This is a genomic window from Prochlorococcus sp. MIT 1342, assembly GCF_047304495.1.
Lineage (GTDB): Bacteria > Cyanobacteriota > Cyanobacteriia > PCC-6307 > Cyanobiaceae > Prochlorococcus > Prochlorococcus marinus_D.
Genome location: NZ_CP138957.1, coordinates 365774 through 382669, shown reverse-complemented (window position 1 = coordinate 382669; position 16896 = coordinate 365774). Strand labels below are relative to the sequence as shown.

The 16896-nt window shown below is 52.9% G+C and carries 19 protein-coding genes and 2 tRNA genes; 8 read left to right on the top strand and 13 right to left on the bottom strand.

Annotation, left to right across the window (positions count from 1 at the left end):
• The first annotated feature begins 85 nt into the window (after positions 1-85).
• Positions 86-1387: a glutamate-1-semialdehyde 2,1-aminomutase gene (hemL, locus tag SIB79_RS01995; RefSeq protein ID WP_236072647.1), complete on the top strand. Its 1302-nt coding sequence runs from the start codon at positions 86-88 to the stop codon at positions 1385-1387.
• Positions 1388-1588: 201 nt separating this feature from the next.
• Here hemL and SIB79_RS01990 read toward each other — a convergent pair whose 3' ends face one another.
• The 4 genes from SIB79_RS01990 to SIB79_RS01975 all read right to left on the bottom strand — a co-directional run bounded on the left by SIB79_RS01990 (position 1589) and on the right by SIB79_RS01975 (position 6082).
• The gene (locus tag SIB79_RS01990; protein WP_236072635.1) at positions 1589-3292 is read right to left on the bottom strand and encodes an amidase; all 1704 of its coding nucleotides are present in this window, start codon (positions 3290-3292) and stop codon (positions 1589-1591) included.
• Between the two features lie 144 nt (positions 3293-3436).
• The gene (locus SIB79_RS01985; protein WP_063396407.1) at positions 3437-3931 is read right to left on the bottom strand and encodes a YajQ family cyclic di-GMP-binding protein; all 495 of its coding nucleotides are present in this window, start codon (positions 3929-3931) and stop codon (positions 3437-3439) included.
• Positions 3932-4122: 191 nt separating this feature from the next.
• Positions 4123-4305, bottom strand: coding sequence for a hypothetical protein (locus SIB79_RS01980; RefSeq protein WP_063403697.1), 183 nt, complete (start codon positions 4303-4305; stop codon positions 4123-4125).
• Positions 4306-5167: 862 nt separating this feature from the next.
• Positions 5168-6082: an SPFH domain-containing protein gene (locus SIB79_RS01975; RefSeq protein ID WP_063403696.1), complete on the bottom strand. Its 915-nt coding sequence runs from the start codon at positions 6080-6082 to the stop codon at positions 5168-5170.
• Positions 6083-6194: 112 nt separating this feature from the next.
• Between SIB79_RS01975 and SIB79_RS01970 the strand changes: the two genes are divergently transcribed.
• Positions 6195-6638 (top strand): NfeD family protein, encoded by a 444-nt coding sequence (locus tag SIB79_RS01970; RefSeq protein WP_063403695.1) that lies wholly within the window; start codon positions 6195-6197, stop codon positions 6636-6638.
• A gap of 2 nt (positions 6639-6640) precedes the next feature.
• Here SIB79_RS01970 and SIB79_RS01965 read toward each other — a convergent pair whose 3' ends face one another.
• Genes SIB79_RS01965 through ebsA form a run of 3 tightly spaced genes read right to left on the bottom strand, consistent with a single transcriptional unit; the run spans position 6641 to position 8716 of the window.
• Positions 6641-7159, bottom strand: coding sequence for a DNA recombination-mediator protein A (locus SIB79_RS01965; RefSeq protein WP_041385128.1), 519 nt, complete (start codon positions 7157-7159; stop codon positions 6641-6643).
• A 31-nt stretch (positions 7160-7190) separates the two neighbouring features.
• On the bottom strand, positions 7191-8291 hold the full coding sequence (locus SIB79_RS01960; RefSeq protein ID WP_063403694.1) for a phosphotransacetylase family protein: 1101 nt from the start codon (positions 8289-8291) through the stop codon (positions 7191-7193).
• 32 nt (positions 8292-8323) lie between these two features.
• Positions 8324-8716, bottom strand: coding sequence for a type IV pilus biogenesis protein EbsA (gene ebsA, locus SIB79_RS01955; protein WP_063400125.1), 393 nt, complete (start codon positions 8714-8716; stop codon positions 8324-8326).
• Between the two features lie 8 nt (positions 8717-8724).
• On the opposite strand from ebsA, the gene SIB79_RS01950 reads away from it, so the two are divergent.
• Positions 8725-9495, top strand: a complete 771-nt coding sequence (locus tag SIB79_RS01950; RefSeq protein WP_063403693.1) for an SDR family oxidoreductase — start codon at positions 8725-8727, stop codon at positions 9493-9495.
• Between the two features lie 16 nt (positions 9496-9511).
• On the opposite strand, the gene map is transcribed toward SIB79_RS01950, so the two are convergent.
• Positions 9512-10351 carry a type I methionyl aminopeptidase gene (map, locus tag SIB79_RS01945; RefSeq protein WP_011130674.1) on the bottom strand — a complete coding sequence of 280 codons (840 nt, stop codon included), beginning with the start codon at positions 10349-10351 and terminating at the stop codon, positions 9512-9514.
• Positions 10352-10447: 96 nt separating this feature from the next.
• A complete protein-coding gene (locus SIB79_RS01940) occupies positions 10448-10609 on the bottom strand; it encodes a hypothetical protein (RefSeq protein WP_155724641.1) in 162 nt (53 codons plus the stop codon).
• Between the two features lie 365 nt (positions 10610-10974).
• Here SIB79_RS01940 and rplS point away from each other — a divergent pair, with 365 nt between their 5' ends.
• The 5 genes from rplS to gltX all read left to right on the top strand — a co-directional run bounded on the left by rplS (position 10975) and on the right by gltX (position 13547).
• Positions 10975-11373 carry a 50S ribosomal protein L19 gene (gene rplS / locus SIB79_RS01935; RefSeq protein WP_413681169.1) on the top strand — a complete coding sequence of 133 codons (399 nt, stop codon included), beginning with the start codon at positions 10975-10977 and terminating at the stop codon, positions 11371-11373.
• Positions 11374-11436: 63 nt separating this feature from the next.
• Positions 11437-11509, top strand: a tRNA-Trp gene (locus SIB79_RS01930).
• 36 nt (positions 11510-11545) lie between these two features.
• Complete coding sequence (locus tag SIB79_RS01925; RefSeq protein ID WP_006043540.1) at positions 11546-11734, top strand: hyperconserved protein Hcp; 189 nt, start codon at positions 11546-11548, stop codon at positions 11732-11734.
• Between the two features lie 281 nt (positions 11735-12015).
• Positions 12016-12089 (top strand) — tRNA-Asp (locus SIB79_RS01920).
• 27 nt (positions 12090-12116) lie between these two features.
• A complete protein-coding gene (gene gltX / locus SIB79_RS01915) occupies positions 12117-13547 on the top strand; it encodes a glutamate--tRNA ligase (protein WP_063403691.1) in 1431 nt (476 codons plus the stop codon).
• Here the strand turns inward: gltX and SIB79_RS01910 are convergent.
• From SIB79_RS01910 to wecB, 4 genes are read right to left on the bottom strand one after another with little or no spacing between them, the layout of a single operon-like run.
• Positions 13497-14762 carry a cation:proton antiporter gene (locus tag SIB79_RS01910; protein ID WP_063403690.1) on the bottom strand — a complete coding sequence of 422 codons (1266 nt, stop codon included), beginning with the start codon at positions 14760-14762 and terminating at the stop codon, positions 13497-13499. The two genes, gltX and SIB79_RS01910, sit on opposite strands and share 51 nt — an antisense overlap.
• A complete protein-coding gene (locus tag SIB79_RS01905; RefSeq protein ID WP_063403689.1) occupies positions 14752-14997 on the bottom strand; it encodes a hypothetical protein in 246 nt (81 codons plus the stop codon). The genes SIB79_RS01910 and SIB79_RS01905 overlap by 11 nt, the downstream gene beginning before the upstream one ends.
• Positions 14997-15644, bottom strand: coding sequence for a DUF1643 domain-containing protein (locus SIB79_RS01900; protein ID WP_063403688.1), 648 nt, complete (start codon positions 15642-15644; stop codon positions 14997-14999). Before SIB79_RS01900 ends, SIB79_RS01905 begins: the two co-directional genes overlap by 1 nt.
• Positions 15568-16680, bottom strand: a complete 1113-nt coding sequence (wecB, locus tag SIB79_RS01895; protein WP_063403687.1) for a non-hydrolyzing UDP-N-acetylglucosamine 2-epimerase — start codon at positions 16678-16680, stop codon at positions 15568-15570. Before wecB ends, SIB79_RS01900 begins: the two co-directional genes overlap by 77 nt.
• Positions 16681-16896 lie beyond the last annotated feature (216 nt).

Sequence of the window (16896 nt, the reverse complement as noted above, 5' to 3'; positions counted from 1 at the left end):
GATGGCCTGACACAGTTCATCCGCTTCTGACCGTTTTGGGTCAAGATGGCGAACGGTTCATATCAGCCACTTGGCTTCGGTCCCTGTGACAGCTTCAGCCTTGAACACCAGCCGCTCCCAGGCGATTTTCAGCGCCGCCCAGCGCTTAATGCCTGGTGGCGTTAGTTCTCCAGTGCGAGCATTCCGCTCCGTAGGCGGTCAACCGATCGTGTTTGACCGCGTAAAGGGTGCCTACGCCTGGGACGTCGATGGCAATCGCTTCATTGACTACATCGGCAGCTGGGGGCCCGCAATCTGCGGCCATGCCCACCCAGAAGTCATCGCTGCTCTACAAGATGCGCTTGAAAAGGGCACAAGCTTTGGTGCCCCATGTGAGCTAGAGAATCAACTGGCTGAAATGGTGATCGACGCCGTGCCCAGCGTCGAGATGGTCCGTTTTGTGAATAGCGGCACTGAGGCCTGCATGTCTGTACTGCGCCTCATGCGCGCATTCACTGGCCGCGACAAGCTCATCAAATTCGAAGGCTGCTATCACGGCCACGCCGACATGTTTTTGGTGAAAGCTGGATCCGGGGTGGCAACTCTCGGTCTACCCGACTCACCAGGGGTGCCCCGCAGCACCACCAGTAACACCCTCACTGCGCCCTACAACGATCTCGAGGCAGTCAAAGAGCTGTTTGCCGAGAATCCTGACGCAATCAGCGGGGTGATCCTTGAGCCGGTCGTAGGAAATGCCGGATTCATTACTCCAGAGCCTGGTTTCCTGGAAGGTTTACGAGAACTCACCCGTGAACACGGAGCCTTGCTTGTGTTTGATGAAGTCATGAGCGGGTTCCGCATCAGCTACGGAGGTGCTCAGGCCCGCTTTGGCGTCACGCCTGATCTAACCACCATGGGGAAAGTGATCGGTGGTGGGCTCCCCGTTGGTGCTTATGGCGGCAGAGCTGAGATCATGGAGATGGTGGCCCCCGCAGGCCCCATGTACCAAGCCGGCACGCTGAGTGGCAACCCGCTGGCCATGACTGCTGGCATCAAGACCCTTGAGCTACTCAAGCAAGAAGGCACCTATGAGCGCCTAGAAAGCACAACGGAGCGCTTAATTAACGGCATTCTCGAAGCAGCCAAAGCAGCAGAAGTCCCCATTAGGGGCAACAGCATCGGTGCGATGTTCGGCTTCTTCCTTTGCGAAGGCCCAGTACGGAATTTCGAAGATGCCAAAGCAACCGATGCCGAACTCTTCGGCAAGCTGCATCGGGCCATGCTCGAAAGGGGCATCTACCTAGCCCCAAGTGCCTTCGAAGCAGGCTTCACATCCCTTGCCCATTCCGAAGCAGACATCGAAACCACCCTGAAGGCATTCCGCGAGAGTTTTGCCGCAGTGGCTTGAACAGACAACGAGAATAGAGAGCTGTTCTTACAGCTCTCCTGCGTAAATACAAACGAGCCGAAGCCAAGGTGCTACATCTAGAACTAAAAGTTGAGAAGCGAGAGTTAATTCAATTCTCGTTTTATAGCAAGCCCTAATTCTGCCTGTGTTCGCGGAGCAGAAGCCTCTCAAGAAAAGGAAAAAGCTGGATAAGTAGAGCAGTTATTCACAAGCTTGGACAGACTGTTGATTTGCCTGAGCGAATTTTTGCGTTTGCTGATCAAAAAACCTTTGATAAGCAGCTGGCTCAATATTCTGACCATTAGCATCCTTTAGGAACTGCTTATAACTATGCCAACCAGCCTGAGTAATAAAGTAATTGATTCCTTGAACACAAATATCCTCGAAAGGAGAATCATTATTACCTGCGTTCACTTCAGGCAAAGGCCTGTCTGGAAGACCAGAAGAATAAGCCTGCGCAAGGCCGATCAAATCCCCCTCTCCATATTGAAAACCAATCAACTCAAAGCCGATCGGCATTACTGGAGTTGCCGATGTCCAACCAGCAATTAAAGCAATTGCCGGCAATCCGGAGTTTGATGCAACCGGCGATTCCGTTGTGGATGTGCGATACATATCATCGTAATAGCTTGGGGGTTGCCAAGAACTAAGTGGCATTAGCAAAGCATCAATACTATCTTCTCGCATCAATCCCTCTACATAGTTTCTATTCTTCTCAAAAGTCTTTAAGGCAGAATCATATCGATCGCTATACTTTGGCGCAATACTTTCCATATACCCTATGCAGGCTTTCTCGCCTAGCCGTGTGCGACCAGACAAGCATATGTCCTGAAGGCTCCTTCTGGTCGACGCAAAAGAACCTAGGTATTGATCAATATCTTCCGCCTCGCCCGCCATATTATTGTCTCTGTTCGTGTCGAATAAGGGCAGATTGATTGCAACAAGCGATGCACCCTTTCTCTCAAGCCTGGCTTTGACCTGATTGAATAGAGCCATTGAAGTCTTGTCGGTGGCGTCAAAGACCTCATTGCCTGCAACACTGCGAATCACGCCAATTCGCCTTCCATCAAGGGAAGCAGTTTTTAAATTATTTGCATAAGAATCTGTGCGCGGTACTTGTTTCGTAAAATGATCATCAGGATCAGATGTGCTTGCTATCGCAGCAAGGCCAACAGCAAGATCAGGAATCGACCTTGCCATCACTCCTGCTACTCCATCCAGGTTGCCTCTCGGGAGAATTCCTGAATGACTAATCAGCCCCGTGCTTGGGCGAATGGCATAAACCCCGTTGAAGACTGCAGGCACTCTGACCGAGCCACTGTTGTCCGTGCCGATCCCCAACACAGCAAAGTTCGCACTCACCGCAACCGCAGAGCCTCCACTTGAGCCACCGGAATTTTGATTAGGGTCATAAGCATTGCCAATTCTTCCGCTACGACCACTAATTCCTTCCCCACCAGAAGCAAATTCATCCATAGCGGCTTTACCAATAATGATGCCGCCAGCGGCTCTTAATTTATTAACCAAAAAAGCATTACTGATTGGCTGAGAGCCAAGCAAAGCCAACGACCCAGAAGTGGAAGGAGTGTCAACGGTATCAATATTATCTTTAACAGCAATCGGGATGCAATGCAAAGGGCCAATCAATTTATTGCTTTGTTTAAAATGCCTATCCAAAGCCTTTGCCTGCCTGACTGCATTCGGATTAAGTGCAACAAATGCATTAAGCGGAGCTCCTCTTTCGAGGCTGAAATTATACTTCTTGATTCGATATAAATACCTCTGAATTAATTGCTCACAATCAATCTCTCTCTCTTTAAAAGCATCATGGATGGATTCAATTGTAGACTCCTTAATCCCAAATTTCTGACTACCAAACTGGTTGGCCATAGACTTCTCAGCCATAAGACAAGTCATGCTCAGAGCAAGCGCAAGCCTTATGCCTTGATTAAATATTTTCGGCCCCTTCGAATGATTCATGTCTAATACTTAAGCAAAGAATTTTACTGCCCCTACTATACACACAGCAACATTCTCAAGAGCATTTCGTTATCGATAATTTTCAAATTGAAGCGGCACATCTAAATCATCTTCCTTGCTTTTGACTAACTGAATCGCGGCTTGCAGATCATCCTTGTTTTTACCGGTGATCCGCAAACTCTCTCCTTGAATCGCCACGGTCACCTTCTTGAGCTCATCGCGCACGGACTTACTCAACTTCTTGGCGATCTCCTGGCTTAAACCCTTGCGCAGCTTCACTGCCTGCTTCACCCGGCTGCCACCAACCGCCTCCGGCGTCTGAAAATCGAAGATTTTGAGCGAGAGGTTTCGTTTGGTGGCCTTAGCTCGCAGCACGTCCTCCACCGCCTTCAACGTCATATCGCTGGCAGTGGTGATCAACACTTCGCTCTCTGTTAACTCGATCTCAGTATTTGAATCCTTAAGGTCGTAGCGCTGTCCAACATCCCGACGGACCTGATCCAACGCATTCACCAACTCCTGACGATCAAAATCCGAGACAACATCAAAGGAATAGGTCGCCATATCTAGAAACGGTTCTGAGCTCAACCTACCCAACATCTCAGCAAGATCAGGCCAACTTGGGCCTGATCTTGCTGAGATGGGCGAAAGGCTCAGGATTCTTTGCGGTTTGCCCCGATAGCGAAGCCTGCAACCAAGCCAATTCCAGCGCCACCCATCCCAGTCATCAACGCAAAACGATGCTGATCGGTCACCTAGCCAACGAAATGAGCACCAGCTGCAATCACTCCAAGTCCGCAGGCAACCATGAGAACCACATCCAAATTCGCGGGCTTCTTGATCAAAGATGAGCCTCTTTCGCTGACCCTGCGGACCTTGGCCTGCGCTTCATCAATCTCCTGCTGGAATTTTTCCAAGTCTCTCTTTGGGTCGTCCATCTCAAATCAAGCGAAGGAGGCGTTGGCGGTGCGGAGTTCCGATCGACCCAGGCGTTGCAAGAAGTGGATCAATCCCTTCACCACTGCCTGATAAACGGTCCGCTTCTAAACAGAAAGTTCTCTACCATCAACCCATTAACGGTATTGACACAGCCTAGAGAACCTTTGTTTTGAGGAACTAAGCATTTTTAGGCCCTAATTAGCGAAACTCCCTTCTCATGGTTCACCCGGTCGTTGTCGGTTGCTTGGCCAACTTCCAGGCGAAGCGCATTACTGCTGAGAGCGATATTTAAAATATCTGCCAGAGACAAGAAAGCCTGCGAACTAAGCCCAACAAAACAGCTTTGCATCCTTCAGCCAACCAATTGAAGCGCTAGTGAATCCCCCAGTGATCAGCCTGAGGTTTCCATTCTCCTGGAACCGATTGATCCCCATCACCCGGCCACGCAGAGAGTAGTGAATATTTAGGGATCTGTCATGCGCAGAAACACTGCTCATGGCGCTTCTTTTGCCACTAAGGCAAGTAACAACTACTACATATGGAGATGGCGGGAACTCTCGAACAGGCAGGGTTGAATGGCCCCTCACGATCCAATGACGAGAAAAAGTCCCATCAGCAAGGCCCGGCGTCATCAGCAAGGGCTTTTTTGTTGCTTCTCATGATTTAGATCCTGCAGCAAAGTTCCCTAGCCAACCCTGCTGCAGGATCTAAATCCAGCGCAAGGGATGGCTTCTCTGCTTAAAACTCAAGGCAACCAGTACGAACACTCACAAAACAGAACCCTTTGAAACGAATGACCAACAACCCTGAGCTAGCCGAGTGCTTGAGAGCTAAACCAGCTAGCGAACAGCCATAACAAACTCAGCCATCTGATTTCTGAAAAGCCTTGAGTGCCGAAAGCAAAGCAGCTGGGCTTTGAGGATCAACCATCAAGACACTTCCTGCTGGTGCAGCAGCCATCTGCTCGCCCATAGCCATCCATTCTTTAGCCAACAAAAGCCTCAAAGCCTCCTCTGCTCTGGGGCTGGCCTCCAAAGCCCGAGCAATCTCCAGGGCGGCTTCCGCCTTGGCGCGAGCAAGGGTTGACTGCTGCTTTGCCTGGGCGTCAGCTTCTAGCAACAGGGCTTCCTGCTGAGCGCGAGCATCTAATACCAAGGCTTCAGCATGACCACGAGCCTCATTGAGCTGAGCCTCTTTCTCGCCCTCAGAACGAAGAATGGCAGCACGTTTTTCCCGCTCTGCTGTCATCTGCTGTTCCATCGCTTGCTGCACCCCTCGCGATGGAACAATGTCTCGCATTTCCACTCGCGTGACTTTGACCCCCCAGGGATCTGTGGCCTCATCCAACTCCCTAAGAAGGCATTCGTTCACTTCTGTACGGGTGGTAAATGTCTGGTCAAGATCAAGCTTGCCCATCTCGGCTCGGATCTGAGTGAGAACGAGATTCACCATCGCCGCCTGCAGATTATCCACCGAGTAATAAGCACGAGAGTGTTCAAGTAGCTGCCAATACACCACCGCATCCACCTCGATCGAAACGTTGTCACGAGTGATGCATTGCTGAGGAGGAATATCCAAAACTCTCTCCTTCAACGACTCGTAACTGACCACCTTCTCAACCATGGGGAGAACAAAAGAAAGGCCAGGCTGCAGTTCACGATCGAACTTGCCGAGCCGCTCCACCAAGCGCGAGCGTCCACCACTCGTAATTTTGACACTGCCACTTCCCAACAAGGCAACTAGCAAGAGAGCTGGCAAACCAAGAAACGCTTCCACAATGTTCTTCCTGTGTAGGCAAAACATAGGTCCGTAAACGAACCACGGCAAAGCCCTTCCAAACAGCTTTCTCTTCTCCAAAGTAGATAGAGAAAGCCCTGCACCCTATCCCTTGCCTTCGCCCACCTGGATTCCTCTGATCTGGCTCGCCGTAGCTGGCCTACTCCTAGCCATTGAGCTAGCTCAACCCAGCTTCGATGGCCTGATGTTCGCAGCGCTTGGGGCCTTAGTGGTATCGATTTTGACTGCAATCACTCCCATGCCACTGATTTTGCAGATGATCTTCTTCCTGCTGATCACGGTTTTAGGGACTCTCTGGCTGACTCGTTGGTCAGCCCGCCGCAACCCCAGTCCAGATGGGCTTCGCCAACGCGAGGATATCGCCGAAGTTCTGACGCCAATCAAAGCTGGAGGAAATGGGCGTGTGCGTTGGCATGGGCAAAGCTGGGCCGCCAGTTCGATCGACCTGGAGACTCCAATAAACGCCGGTGATCAGGTCGTGGTGATGGGCCGTGAAGGCACACAACTACAGGTTCTGCCACTGCCGCGTCGCTGAACTCAATCAAAGAACAAAAGACTCACAACCTTGCCCATATCCTCAGCAGTGCGACAACTAGTCAATAACGTCTCACTGTCATGGAAAGCAAAGCAGATCAATTGGTCACAGCGACTGATGATCTCCTGATTGCAAAGACTGCTAGCCATCGGTAACGACAGCTCATCGTGCTCAGGTTTTTCGATGAGATGAAGCACAGAGTCGAGCTGATCGCGAATCTCAGGGGCTTGACGATCAAGGCTCTGGGGAAGCAACACAGTGAGGCAAGAGGCATCCGCCTCCAATACCCCACGGATCACCGCCGCATTCACCCCCTGTGAACCTGAGGTAATCAGAGAATGACCCTCTTGCGCAAGGGAGCGTGCCATCAATTCAACAAGATGTATCGCGACCACCGGCACATGGCGACTGCCAAGCATGGCAATGCGGCGCTTGCCCTTGTCCTGCAAGAGGGCCAGCTCTTGGGCAAGGGTATCGACCCGATCAAGGTCAGGGAGATCCAGAGACTGACTCAAGGACATCCCCATGACGATGGATCGAAGCTAGCAGTGGTCATCGACCCTGCATAGGCAACCCCAGAACATCAAACAAACGGTCCAAGTCACAGTGTTCATCCACCAATCGGAAGGAATAGGTTGCTTTAACGGCCTCATGCAGTCGCACATGACCAAAGGCCTGCTCAATCACTTCCACGGTAGACAGTGTGTCGTGATCCACCTTGAGTAAAGGAACCTCAAGTTCTTCTGCCCTACTAATCAACTGCGGCAAAGGTTGCCCTGCACCAGTGAGGATCAAGCACTGAGTCGAAGCCTCAAGGGCCGCCAACTGAATATCAGTACGGTCAGCACCAGTCACCACAGCCATGTTGCGACGACAACGGAAAAAGTCCATGGCGGAATTCACATTCATGGCTCCGATACTGAGAGTCTCAACCAGAAGCTCAAGTCGCTCAGAGCAACAGATCACCCGGGCTCCTAGGCGCCTAACCAACTCACCCACAGTCACGCTGCGCAAGAGTGGCGAATGGGGCATCACTCCAAACACCGCCAATCCAAGGGCCTCCAGGGCAGGCACCACATTGGTTTCTAGATCATCAATTTCATCTGGTTTTACCGCATTCAAAACGATGCCCACCAGATGATCTCCAAGCTGCTCCTTCGCCGCTAACAAAGCATCTACGCTGCGGCTGTCCTGCCAGAGATGCACCAGCACGACGCGGGCATCCAAGCCATGGGCCAGCTGACCAAGACTAAGACCGTAAAGCAGGCCTTCATGCAAACTACCGGCTGCTTCAAGAATGGTGAGGCCCTGAGCATGAAGATCGAGCTGTTTGCATAGGTCCTCAAATCCTTTGCCAGCATCGATTTGAGACATGGCCAAACGGTGATCAGCCGTTGCCTTTGCCAGGAGATGCAAAGAGGGAATCAGCTGATGCTCAGACAAACCCAGGGTTGCACCAACAAAACGAACATCATCATCAATTAAAGGTTCTGGCAGAGGGGAAACTGCGGGATCCCATTCCACACTCGTGGCCAAAGGCTTCCCAAAGCGAATGGGCTGATTCGCCGCTATCAACTGGCGAGCGAGACCAAGAACCAATGCCGATTTACCACTGAATGGCTCACAAGAGCCAATCAGCAAGGTCTTGCCCATCAGTGGACTCCCTGTTCCTATAGCTGAGCAATTTAGGCGTCACCCACAGACTCTTCAGAACCCAACAGCAGCCACTTCCAGAATCGATTGGGCAGGTCTCCCTGCCCCCCAAACTCAGGCCAGTCCATCAACCAATCCACAAGTTGATGAGTAGACACATCAAAGGTGTATGTCAAAGCTTGGATGTCTGGGAAACACAACTGACAAGAACACAGCTCCAGTGGCGACCTAGCTCCCTGCCAACGAAGAGTGAAGCGATGAACACGACCACCTTGAAGAGGTCGCTCTCCTTTCAATGAGCTCTGAGCCAAGAGCCGCAGGGCTCGCTGCAAATCAGCCTGCCTGGAAAGGCCACCGCAATAGGGTGCAAACAAGGCCAATTGGGCCGCTTCGGAGGGAATTGGCAACGTCAACTTGAAGCTCACACCAAAGGATGCCCCAAGCTGAAGAAATGGGACAGATCACAACTCTCAACAACCATTGGTCAAACTGCCGCATCGGCATCACTGGAGCCAGTGGAAGTCTTGGCAGGGCCCTAACCCAAAAGTTGCGCTCTCGGGGAGCTGTTGTGATCGGATTGACCCATGGACCGATTCCCTCCGCAGAGCCATCAGACGATGCACCCCAGGAATGGGTGCAATGGAAATGCAGCCAAGAAGCATCCCTCAAAAGCACCCTTATGAGCCTTGACGTGCTCGTGCTCAATCACGGCATCAACCCGCAGGGACGTCAGACACAGAAAGACATCAAAGCGGCATTAGAAGTGAATGCTCTGAGCAGCTGGCGCTTAATGGAACTCTTTGAAAGCCTCGCCCTCAACGCAGAACCTTCCACACGCCCCCGCGAGCTATGGGTGAACACATCAGAAGCTGAAATCCAACCAGCCCTCAGCCCCACATATGAAATCAGCAAGCGGTTGATCGGTCAGCTGGTCAGCCTGCGCTGGAACAACCTCACCTCGAATCAACGCAAAGTCTTCAAAATCCGCAAGCTTGTACTTGGCCCCTTCCGCTCAGAGCTCAATCCAATCGGATTAATGTCTGCTGATCTAGTAGCCAGCCAAATTGTTCAACAAGCCGACCTTGGCCTCAATCTGATCATCGTCACCCCCAACCCTCTCACGTATCTACTGATGCCCCTGACCGAACTAGGGCGAATGATTTACTCCCGATTGTTAGGTAGTGGATCCACAGTCAATCAATAACAAGTCGACTCCAGCATTAGTCGCCCCGGTCAGTGAGAATGTCGCAGCCATCTGAGGTGACCACGATGGTGTGCTCCCACTGAGCCGAAAGACTGCCGTCTTGAGTCACAACAGTCCAGCGATCTTTAAGTGTGCGGCAAGCCTTACTGCCAGCATTGAGTATCGGCTCGACGGCCAAAGTCATCCCTGAACGCAAAGTGATATTGGGCAGGTCATCCGTGCGGAAGTTGAAAACGGAAGGCTCTTCATGCAAGTTGCGACCCACACCGTGGCCGGTGTAATCCTCCACCACGCTGTAGCCATGAGCCTTGACATGATCCTCAACAGCTCCTGCGATATCAAGAAGAGTGTTGCCGGCTCGAATTTTAGAGAGCCCTGCCATCAAGGATTCTTGGGCCACGCGACTAAGTTTCTGCCCAGATTCAGGCACCTCCCCAACGCAAATGGTGATGCAACTGTCACCGTGATATCCCTCGTAGTAAGCCCCGGTGTCGACTTTGAGAAGATCCCCGGACTTGATCACTCGCTTAGGGCCTGGAATGCCATGCACAACTTCATTGTTGATGCTCGCGCAGATCGAGGCAGGGAAGCCGTGATAGCCCTTGAAACTAGGGGTTGCGCCCATCTCACGAATCCTGCGCTCGGCATAAACGTCAAGATCAGCAGTCGTCTGGCCAGGCTCGGCCATCTCCATGATCTCGCGCAGAACCGTGGCCACGATGTGGCTTGCCTTGCGCATGATCGCCAACTCCCTTGAAGACTTGATTTCCACTCCTCGACGCTGTTGTATTCGAGGCCCTGTAGCCGTTGCGCGCGCCTCTGAAGTTGAGGCCAGCAGATCAGCGAAGAGGTTCATAGGGCTGAAGAAAAACTGATATGAAAAAATCAAATGAACGGTTATCGGCTCTGCCCGACTTCCATCTTTCCATTCGTCACGCTATCAATCTTTGTCCTAGGAACGGCGCGAATGAACCTCTTCAAGCAACCCTGCTAGACGCATCGCTGGCGTGCTGGGTCCATGAGTGGTGATTTCTTTGCTGATCTCAAGATGACTGCATGAGGCACATATCCCCTGTTGCGTCACTGACAAAAAATGTCCGATAAACAAAGTCATTGGCTAAGAATGACCACCGTGCATGAAGGTGAATGGCCTGCTCCCAAGCTGAGCTAAAGGAGGTTCTACGCCATGCCCTTTAACTACTATGGATACTGATCACAGGCGCAAGAATGCTGCCGAAGGCTCCCTGACTAAATGAAATTCCCAGAAAGCTTGTGAGCTGACCCCTCGCAATGGCCAAGGATCGACTAAGGAGCTTTCACCGCAAAGCAATGGCAAAACTACTCAAGGCAAGAATGATCAGCAGGTAGAGTTGTCGTTTGGCTAGTTAACCCGGAGCTGGGATGACGGCGGATTCGAAAGACACCTCCATGAGCGAAGACAACACTGAAACGGCAACAGCAATTGAGAACAGCTCAGCCATGGTGACTGATGTAACAAGCAAAAGTGCCCCAAACGTCAGGCTCAGCCCTGACGCCCTGATCAAAGAGTTCGAGGCCACACAGCAGAAAAGTGATTTAAATGACATCTACGTGGGAGACACCGTCCGAGTAGGAGTACGCATCAGTGAAGGCAATAAGGAACGGATCCAACCCTATGAGGGTGTTGTTATTGCAAAGCGCCACGGCGGAATTCATGAAACCATCACCGTGCGCAGGATCTTCCAAGGCATCGGTGTCGAGCGTGTTTTCATGCTGCATAGCCCTCAGGTGGCCTCCATCAAGGTGGAGCGGCGAGGTAAAGTGCGAAGAGCGAAGCTTTTCTATCTGCGGGAACGGGTGGGTAAGGCCACCCGCGTGAAGCAGCGCTTCGACCGCTGAGGTTTCGGCCTCGTTCAATCCAAATGCCATCACCTCTGTGATGGTCGACGGGTCCATCGCCTTGCGCCGTTAGTTCAGTTGGTAGAACGCAGGTCTCCAAAACCTGATGTCGGGGGTTCAAGTCCTCCACGGCGCGTCCGATGGCCCATCCTGCAGTTTCCTCGTTCCGAGAATGGAGTTAGATCTTCAACCTGGTGATGTCGTCAAAGTGCTCGAGTCAGCCGCTCTTGGTTGGGTTCGTGCACGCGTCATTCGAGTCAAATCTGGTGGTCGTGTGGTCGTGCAAAGCGATCAGGGACGCGAATTCACAGCCCGCGGGAACCAAGTACGCCTAATCGAACCCGCAGGATTCCGTCCCTAATCAGAGGGACAGTGATTCCAACTTTTCGACTTGCTCTCTATCTGAGTTCACTACCTAAAACACCACTAGGGATGTCTTTATTTCGTCATCTAGAACAAGCGTCCCAAAAAGCAGATCCGAAGTCTTCAATTTCATTCGAATCGATCCATCCTCAAAAGGATCACAAGACCACCGCCAACGAGTTGACGGCAGGCAGGGCAGAGGCTGATACTTTCTTGGTCGCATAAGCGACACAGGTCAGCTTCCATGCGGCGAGCTCCCGACTGGACCTGAACTCATCTGGGACCGTAGTTCAATTGGTTAGAGCACCGCCCTGTCACGGCGGAAGTTGCGGGTTCGAACCCCGTCGGTCCCGTTCTTATTCCTAATCCTGAGAGTCATTGTGAAGGTGCGCGTTCGGCTGGCCCCGAGTCCAACAGGCACACTTCACATCGGCACGGCAAGAACGGCAGTTTTCAACTGGCTCTTTGCACGCCATCAGGGAGGACAATTCCTCTTGCGCATCGAGGACACCGACAAAGAACGATCCAAGCCTGAATTCACCACCAACATCCTCGAAGGTCTGAAGTGGCTTGGCCTCAACTGGGATGAACAGCCCATCATTCAAAGCCAGCATGTGGATGACCATCGCTCAGCAATCCAAAAGCTGCTCGATCGTGACCTGGCCTACCGCTGCTACGCCAGCGAGACTGAACTGGAGGCCATGCGAGAAACACAAAAGGCCCAGGGCAAGGCCCCTCGCTACGACAACCGTCACCGAGATCTCAATCCCGAGCAAGAAGCCGCCTTCCAATCTGAAGGTAGAACTGCCGTGGTGCGCTTCCGTATCAATGATGATGCTGCCATCAGTTGGAATGACCTGGTGCGCGGTCCAATGCACTGGAAGGGGTCAGATTTGGGCGGCGACATGGTGATCTCACGTCGGGCTCCAGCCAAGGAAATTGGCGACCCGCTCTATAACCTTGTTGTGGTGGTTGATGACGCCGCCATGAGTATCTCGCATGTGATCCGCGGCGAAGATCACATCGCAAACACGGCCAAACAACTGCTGATCTATGAGGCCCTTGGATTACCAATACCTCAATTCGCCCATACCCCGCTCATTCTCAATTCCGAAGGACGCAAACTCTCCAAGCGGGATGGAGTGACCTCGATCAGTGACTTCCAAGCCATGGGATACACAGCCGAAGCTATGGCTAACTACATGACCCTGCTGGGTTGGTCAGTCCCCGAAGGGACTGACGAACGGTTCACTCTTCAGCAAGCTGCAACCGTCTTCAGTTTTGACCGAGTCAATAAAGCAGGAGCAAAGTTTGACTGGGACAAACTCAACTGGCTCAACTCTCAAGTGCTACATGACTTGCCTAAAGATCAACTGTTGCATGAACTCAAACCCTTGTGGTCTAAGGCTGGCTGGGCTCTGCCAGAAGAAAACTGGTGTTTGGATCTAGCCGAGCTGCTTGGACCATCGCTGACACTGCTCAAGGATGGTGTCGATCAAGCTCGCCCTTTTTTCGAAGAACCAACGCTGCATGCTGATGGCCTGGAACAACTTGCCGTGGACGGAGCCAAGGCAGGCCTTAGCAATCTTCTCGATCAGCTGGATCGCACGTCCTGGGACGGTTTTGATGTCAAGCAAGCACAACAACTGCTAACGAATGCTGCTCAGGCTGCCAACGTCAAAAAAGGTGTGATCATGAAAAGCCTCAGAGCTGCGCTTCTAGGCCGCCTACAAGGGCCAGACCTAATCACAACATGGGGATTACTGGCCAGGATCGGGCAAGACTTGAACAGACTGCGTCGTTGTCTCTGAGCAGTCGTCTTCGTTTGAATCTTCAGGAGCGATTAAGCCCAGAGCCTTGGCCAGCGGCTGGGCCGTGAGTCCTTGAATGCCAACCGTCATCAGGATGGTGAGAAAGACCAAACCTTGCAACCGACCGGCTCCTAAAATCCCAGCCTGCTCAAGGCGAATCGCAAACAAAGAGGCCACGGCGGCCGTAACAATCCCACGTGGTGCAAGCCAACCAAGAAACAATCGCTGCCTGAAATCAAGAGGCAAGCCAATCGTCGCCAGGCTTACAGAAACAGGACGCACAACCAACATCAGTACGAGCACACAACTGACCCCCCCCCAGCCAAGCGGACTTAGCTCACCCCAAGAGACATCAGCAGCCAAAAGTGGAAATAACATTGTGATAGCAAGACGGGCCAGCTCCCGGATCAACTCATCGAGCTGATCGGACTGGGTAACAGGCCTGCGACCGACCATCACCCCCGCTGCTACAGAAGCCGGCAATCCCGACTCCGGCAACAACCATTCACAAACTGCGTACAAGAGGAACAACACACCCAAGGTGAGCTGCAACCTCAGCCCTACCGAAGGGTCCGGTTTTAAACGCCGCAATCCCTCTGACAAAAGCCAACCAGCAGCAGCCCCCATCAACACGCCTCCACCCAGGCGGGCCAGCAACCCGAAGGCAACCTCCCGCCAACCATGCAAATCGCCCAGCAATAACTCCAGCAAAAGCAAGGCCAGCACAGCACCCACTGGCTCAAGCACCAATCCCTCTGCCTCAAGGACATCCCCTAGAGGAGAAGCTAAACGGATCTGCTGCACCAATGGGGTCACAACAGTCGGACCAGTAGCCAGCACGATGGCGCTGTAAACCGCTGCCACTGACCAACCCAAACCAGCCAGCCAATGCGCCGCCAACAGACCCGCGGCCAGTGAAATCACTAGTCGGATCAGCAAGATGCGCAGCACCGTTGACTTGATGGTGTCGCCAGGGAGGCGCAGATTGAGACCACCGTCAAAGAGCACAAGGCTCACCAGCAGACCAACGATCGTCTCAAGTCCTTGACCAAGATCTAGCGGTTCAACCAAACCAAGGCCCGATCGACCAATCAGCAGGCCAGATAGCAACAACAGCACCACACCAGGAAGGCCAGAGAGAGCAGACAAAATCCGAGCTCCGGCACCTGCAAAGACGGTGATCCCCCAAAGCAGGCCTAACCGCTCAGGTGTCATCGAGGGCTGCGAACTGAGGTTCCACTCTCACACCGATCACAGCCTCTGGACGCACCACCAGATACTCTCCATCGAGCTCGCTAAGCGGTACGTTCACGAACCCCCCACTGCCTGAGACGTTGACGATTCCCTGATACCACTGCTGAAACGTCTCAAGAGTAGGGAAATGAACCTCTTCGGTCTGCCCCCCGGAGAGATGGAGGTACACCGCATAGCGGCGTGGGGTGCGTGTCATCAGTGAACCGTAATGCCAAGGTCCATCAACTCAGGATGGCCGATAGTTGCCCCACTTGCCCAATTGAATGGTCGAAGGACCTCTTTGCCAGGCATGTAAAGGGGATGGCAGGGGTGTCCCTCACGCGTCAAACCAAGCGAGAGAGGGCCGCGAGCATCAGGAATATTCCTGATGCGGTTCTGGCGATGACGCTCCAACAAAGCCTGGACGGCAAGATCACGTCGAAGCAAAGTTCCACCGCACCCCCAACCAAACCAAAGGTCCCAATTAGGGCTCTCAGACCACTGGCGTGCCCGAGTCAAAAGCTGATCATCATTTGCATCACCAATCGGATCAGCACAGTGCCTAAGCAGCGCTGGGGATTGACTGATCCGCGCAAATAGATTCACAACAAGAAGGTGTCCATAACCCCAGGAGCGGCAAAACCCCAGCAACCTCCGCAAGGTTGGATCATCCTCTGACGCTGTAGCGGTGGAGGGATTCAAGCCAATGAAAAGCAACGTGCGTTCGCATTGCCCAAGGCTGCGCTTCAACCACCAGCGGTAGTGACCACAAGAACTAAAGGCAGCCTCATACGCCCAGGAATGCACAACTTGCCTCAAGAATGCGACGGCTGGCCTGACCGTCGCCGAAGGGATTGACAGCACGTGCCATCGCCTCGTAGGCGCTTGAGTCATCAAGCAAGGAAGCTGTCTCAGTCACGATCATCTCCGGATCGGTACCAACCAGCCTGGCCGTACCCGCTTCAACAGCCTCTGGTCGTTCGGTGGTCCGTCTCAAAACCAAAACTGGCTTACCCAGTGCAGGAGCTTCTTCTTGGAGCCCACCAGAATCAGTGAGCAGAAGAGTGCAGGCCCTCATCGCAGCAACCAAACGGTCGTAATCGAGAGGTTCGGTGAGTACCACCCTCGGATGGGTCCCCAAAAGGGCCTGCATTGGTTCTCGAACGGTTGGATTGCGATGCAAAGGCAGAAGTAAAGCCGTGTCGGGATGGAGGTCAAGAACCCTTCTGATGCCCTCGGCAATGTCTTGAAGCCGATCTCCCCAATTCTCCCGTCGATGCACGGTGGCCAAAATGACGCGCTGATGCGCCCAGTCGAGACCATCAAATTCGATAGGCGGCGCCTGCTCTGCCATCAACAAAAGAGCATCAATCACTGTGTTGCCCGTAACAAAGATCTGACCAACAACCCCTGAACTGGTCAGATTGGCCTGAGAGCGAGGCGTTGGAGCGAAATGAAGCTGGGAGATCTGAGAAATCAGGCGCCGGTTTGCCTCTTCAGGAAACGGATCTAACAGGTTGTCTGTGCGCAAACCAGCCTCAACATGACCAACCGGAATCTGCTCATAAAAAGCAGCAAGGGCAGCTGCAAATGCTGTCGTGGTATCTCCCTGGACAAGCACCAGCTGGGGAGGGTAGGCCTTGAATTCATCCTTGAGGCCTTGCAATGCTGCACAGGTGACGTGAGTGAGGGTCTGCAGAGGGGCCATCAGATCGAGATCATGATTGGCTGAAAGACCAAATAGATCCATGACCTGAGCAACCATCTCGCGGTGCTGGCCAGTAAGCACAACTCGAGTCGTCAAAGCGTCACAGGCCTGAAACGCCTGGATCACCGGTGCCAACTTGATCGCCTCTGGACGGGTGCCCAGCACGATCGTGACGCGGGGTAAACCAGCCATAACAGAAGCAATCTTGAAAGGATCCTAAGAGTGCTTGCTGATCACCAAAAGTACGCACGGACTTGCCAAGAGCTTCGCCATGACGAACCTGAAGAGAGCGGCCACAATCCCCTCGTGAGTCAACCGGTCTTTCCGCCCAACTTCCCCCCTCAAGCACCAAAGTCCCCCTCTGAGTCGGCGGAGCCGATATCAAGATCATCTACAGAGGGATTAACC

Coding starts and splice junctions, on each gene's coding strand:
- rplS (WP_413681169.1), top strand. CDS start 10,975: ATGGTGACTGATGTAACAAGCAAAAGTGCCCCAAACGTCAGGCTCAGC.
- map (WP_011130674.1), bottom strand. CDS start 10,351: ATGAACCTCTTCGCTGATCTGCTGGCCTCAACTTCAGAGGCGCGCGCA.
- SIB79_RS01985 (WP_063396407.1), bottom strand. CDS start 3,931: ATGGCGACCTATTCCTTTGATGTTGTCTCGGATTTTGATCGTCAGGAG.
- SIB79_RS01965 (WP_041385128.1), bottom strand. CDS start 7,159: ATGTCCTTGAGTCAGTCTCTGGATCTCCCTGACCTTGATCGGGTCGAT.
- SIB79_RS01940 (WP_155724641.1), bottom strand. CDS start 10,609: ATGACTTTGTTTATCGGACATTTTTTGTCAGTGACGCAACAGGGGATA.
- SIB79_RS01990 (WP_236072635.1), bottom strand. CDS start 3,292: ATGGCTGAGAAGTCTATGGCCAACCAGTTTGGTAGTCAGAAATTTGGG.
- SIB79_RS01960 (WP_063403694.1), bottom strand. CDS start 8,291: ATGGGCAAGACCTTGCTGATTGGCTCTTGTGAGCCATTCAGTGGTAAA.
- SIB79_RS01905 (WP_063403689.1), bottom strand. CDS start 14,997: ATGACACGCACCCCACGCCGCTATGCGGTGTACCTCCATCTCTCCGGG.
- SIB79_RS01950 (WP_063403693.1), top strand. CDS start 8,725: ATGCCCCAAGCTGAAGAAATGGGACAGATCACAACTCTCAACAACCAT.
- SIB79_RS01925 (WP_006043540.1), top strand. CDS start 11,546: ATGGAGTTAGATCTTCAACCTGGTGATGTCGTCAAAGTGCTCGAGTCA.
- SIB79_RS01910 (WP_063403690.1), bottom strand. CDS start 14,762: ATGACACCTGAGCGGTTAGGCCTGCTTTGGGGGATCACCGTCTTTGCA.
- SIB79_RS01980 (WP_063403697.1), bottom strand. CDS start 4,305: ATGGACGACCCAAAGAGAGACTTGGAAAAATTCCAGCAGGAGATTGAT.
- wecB (WP_063403687.1), bottom strand. CDS start 16,680: ATGGCTGGTTTACCCCGCGTCACGATCGTGCTGGGCACCCGTCCAGAG.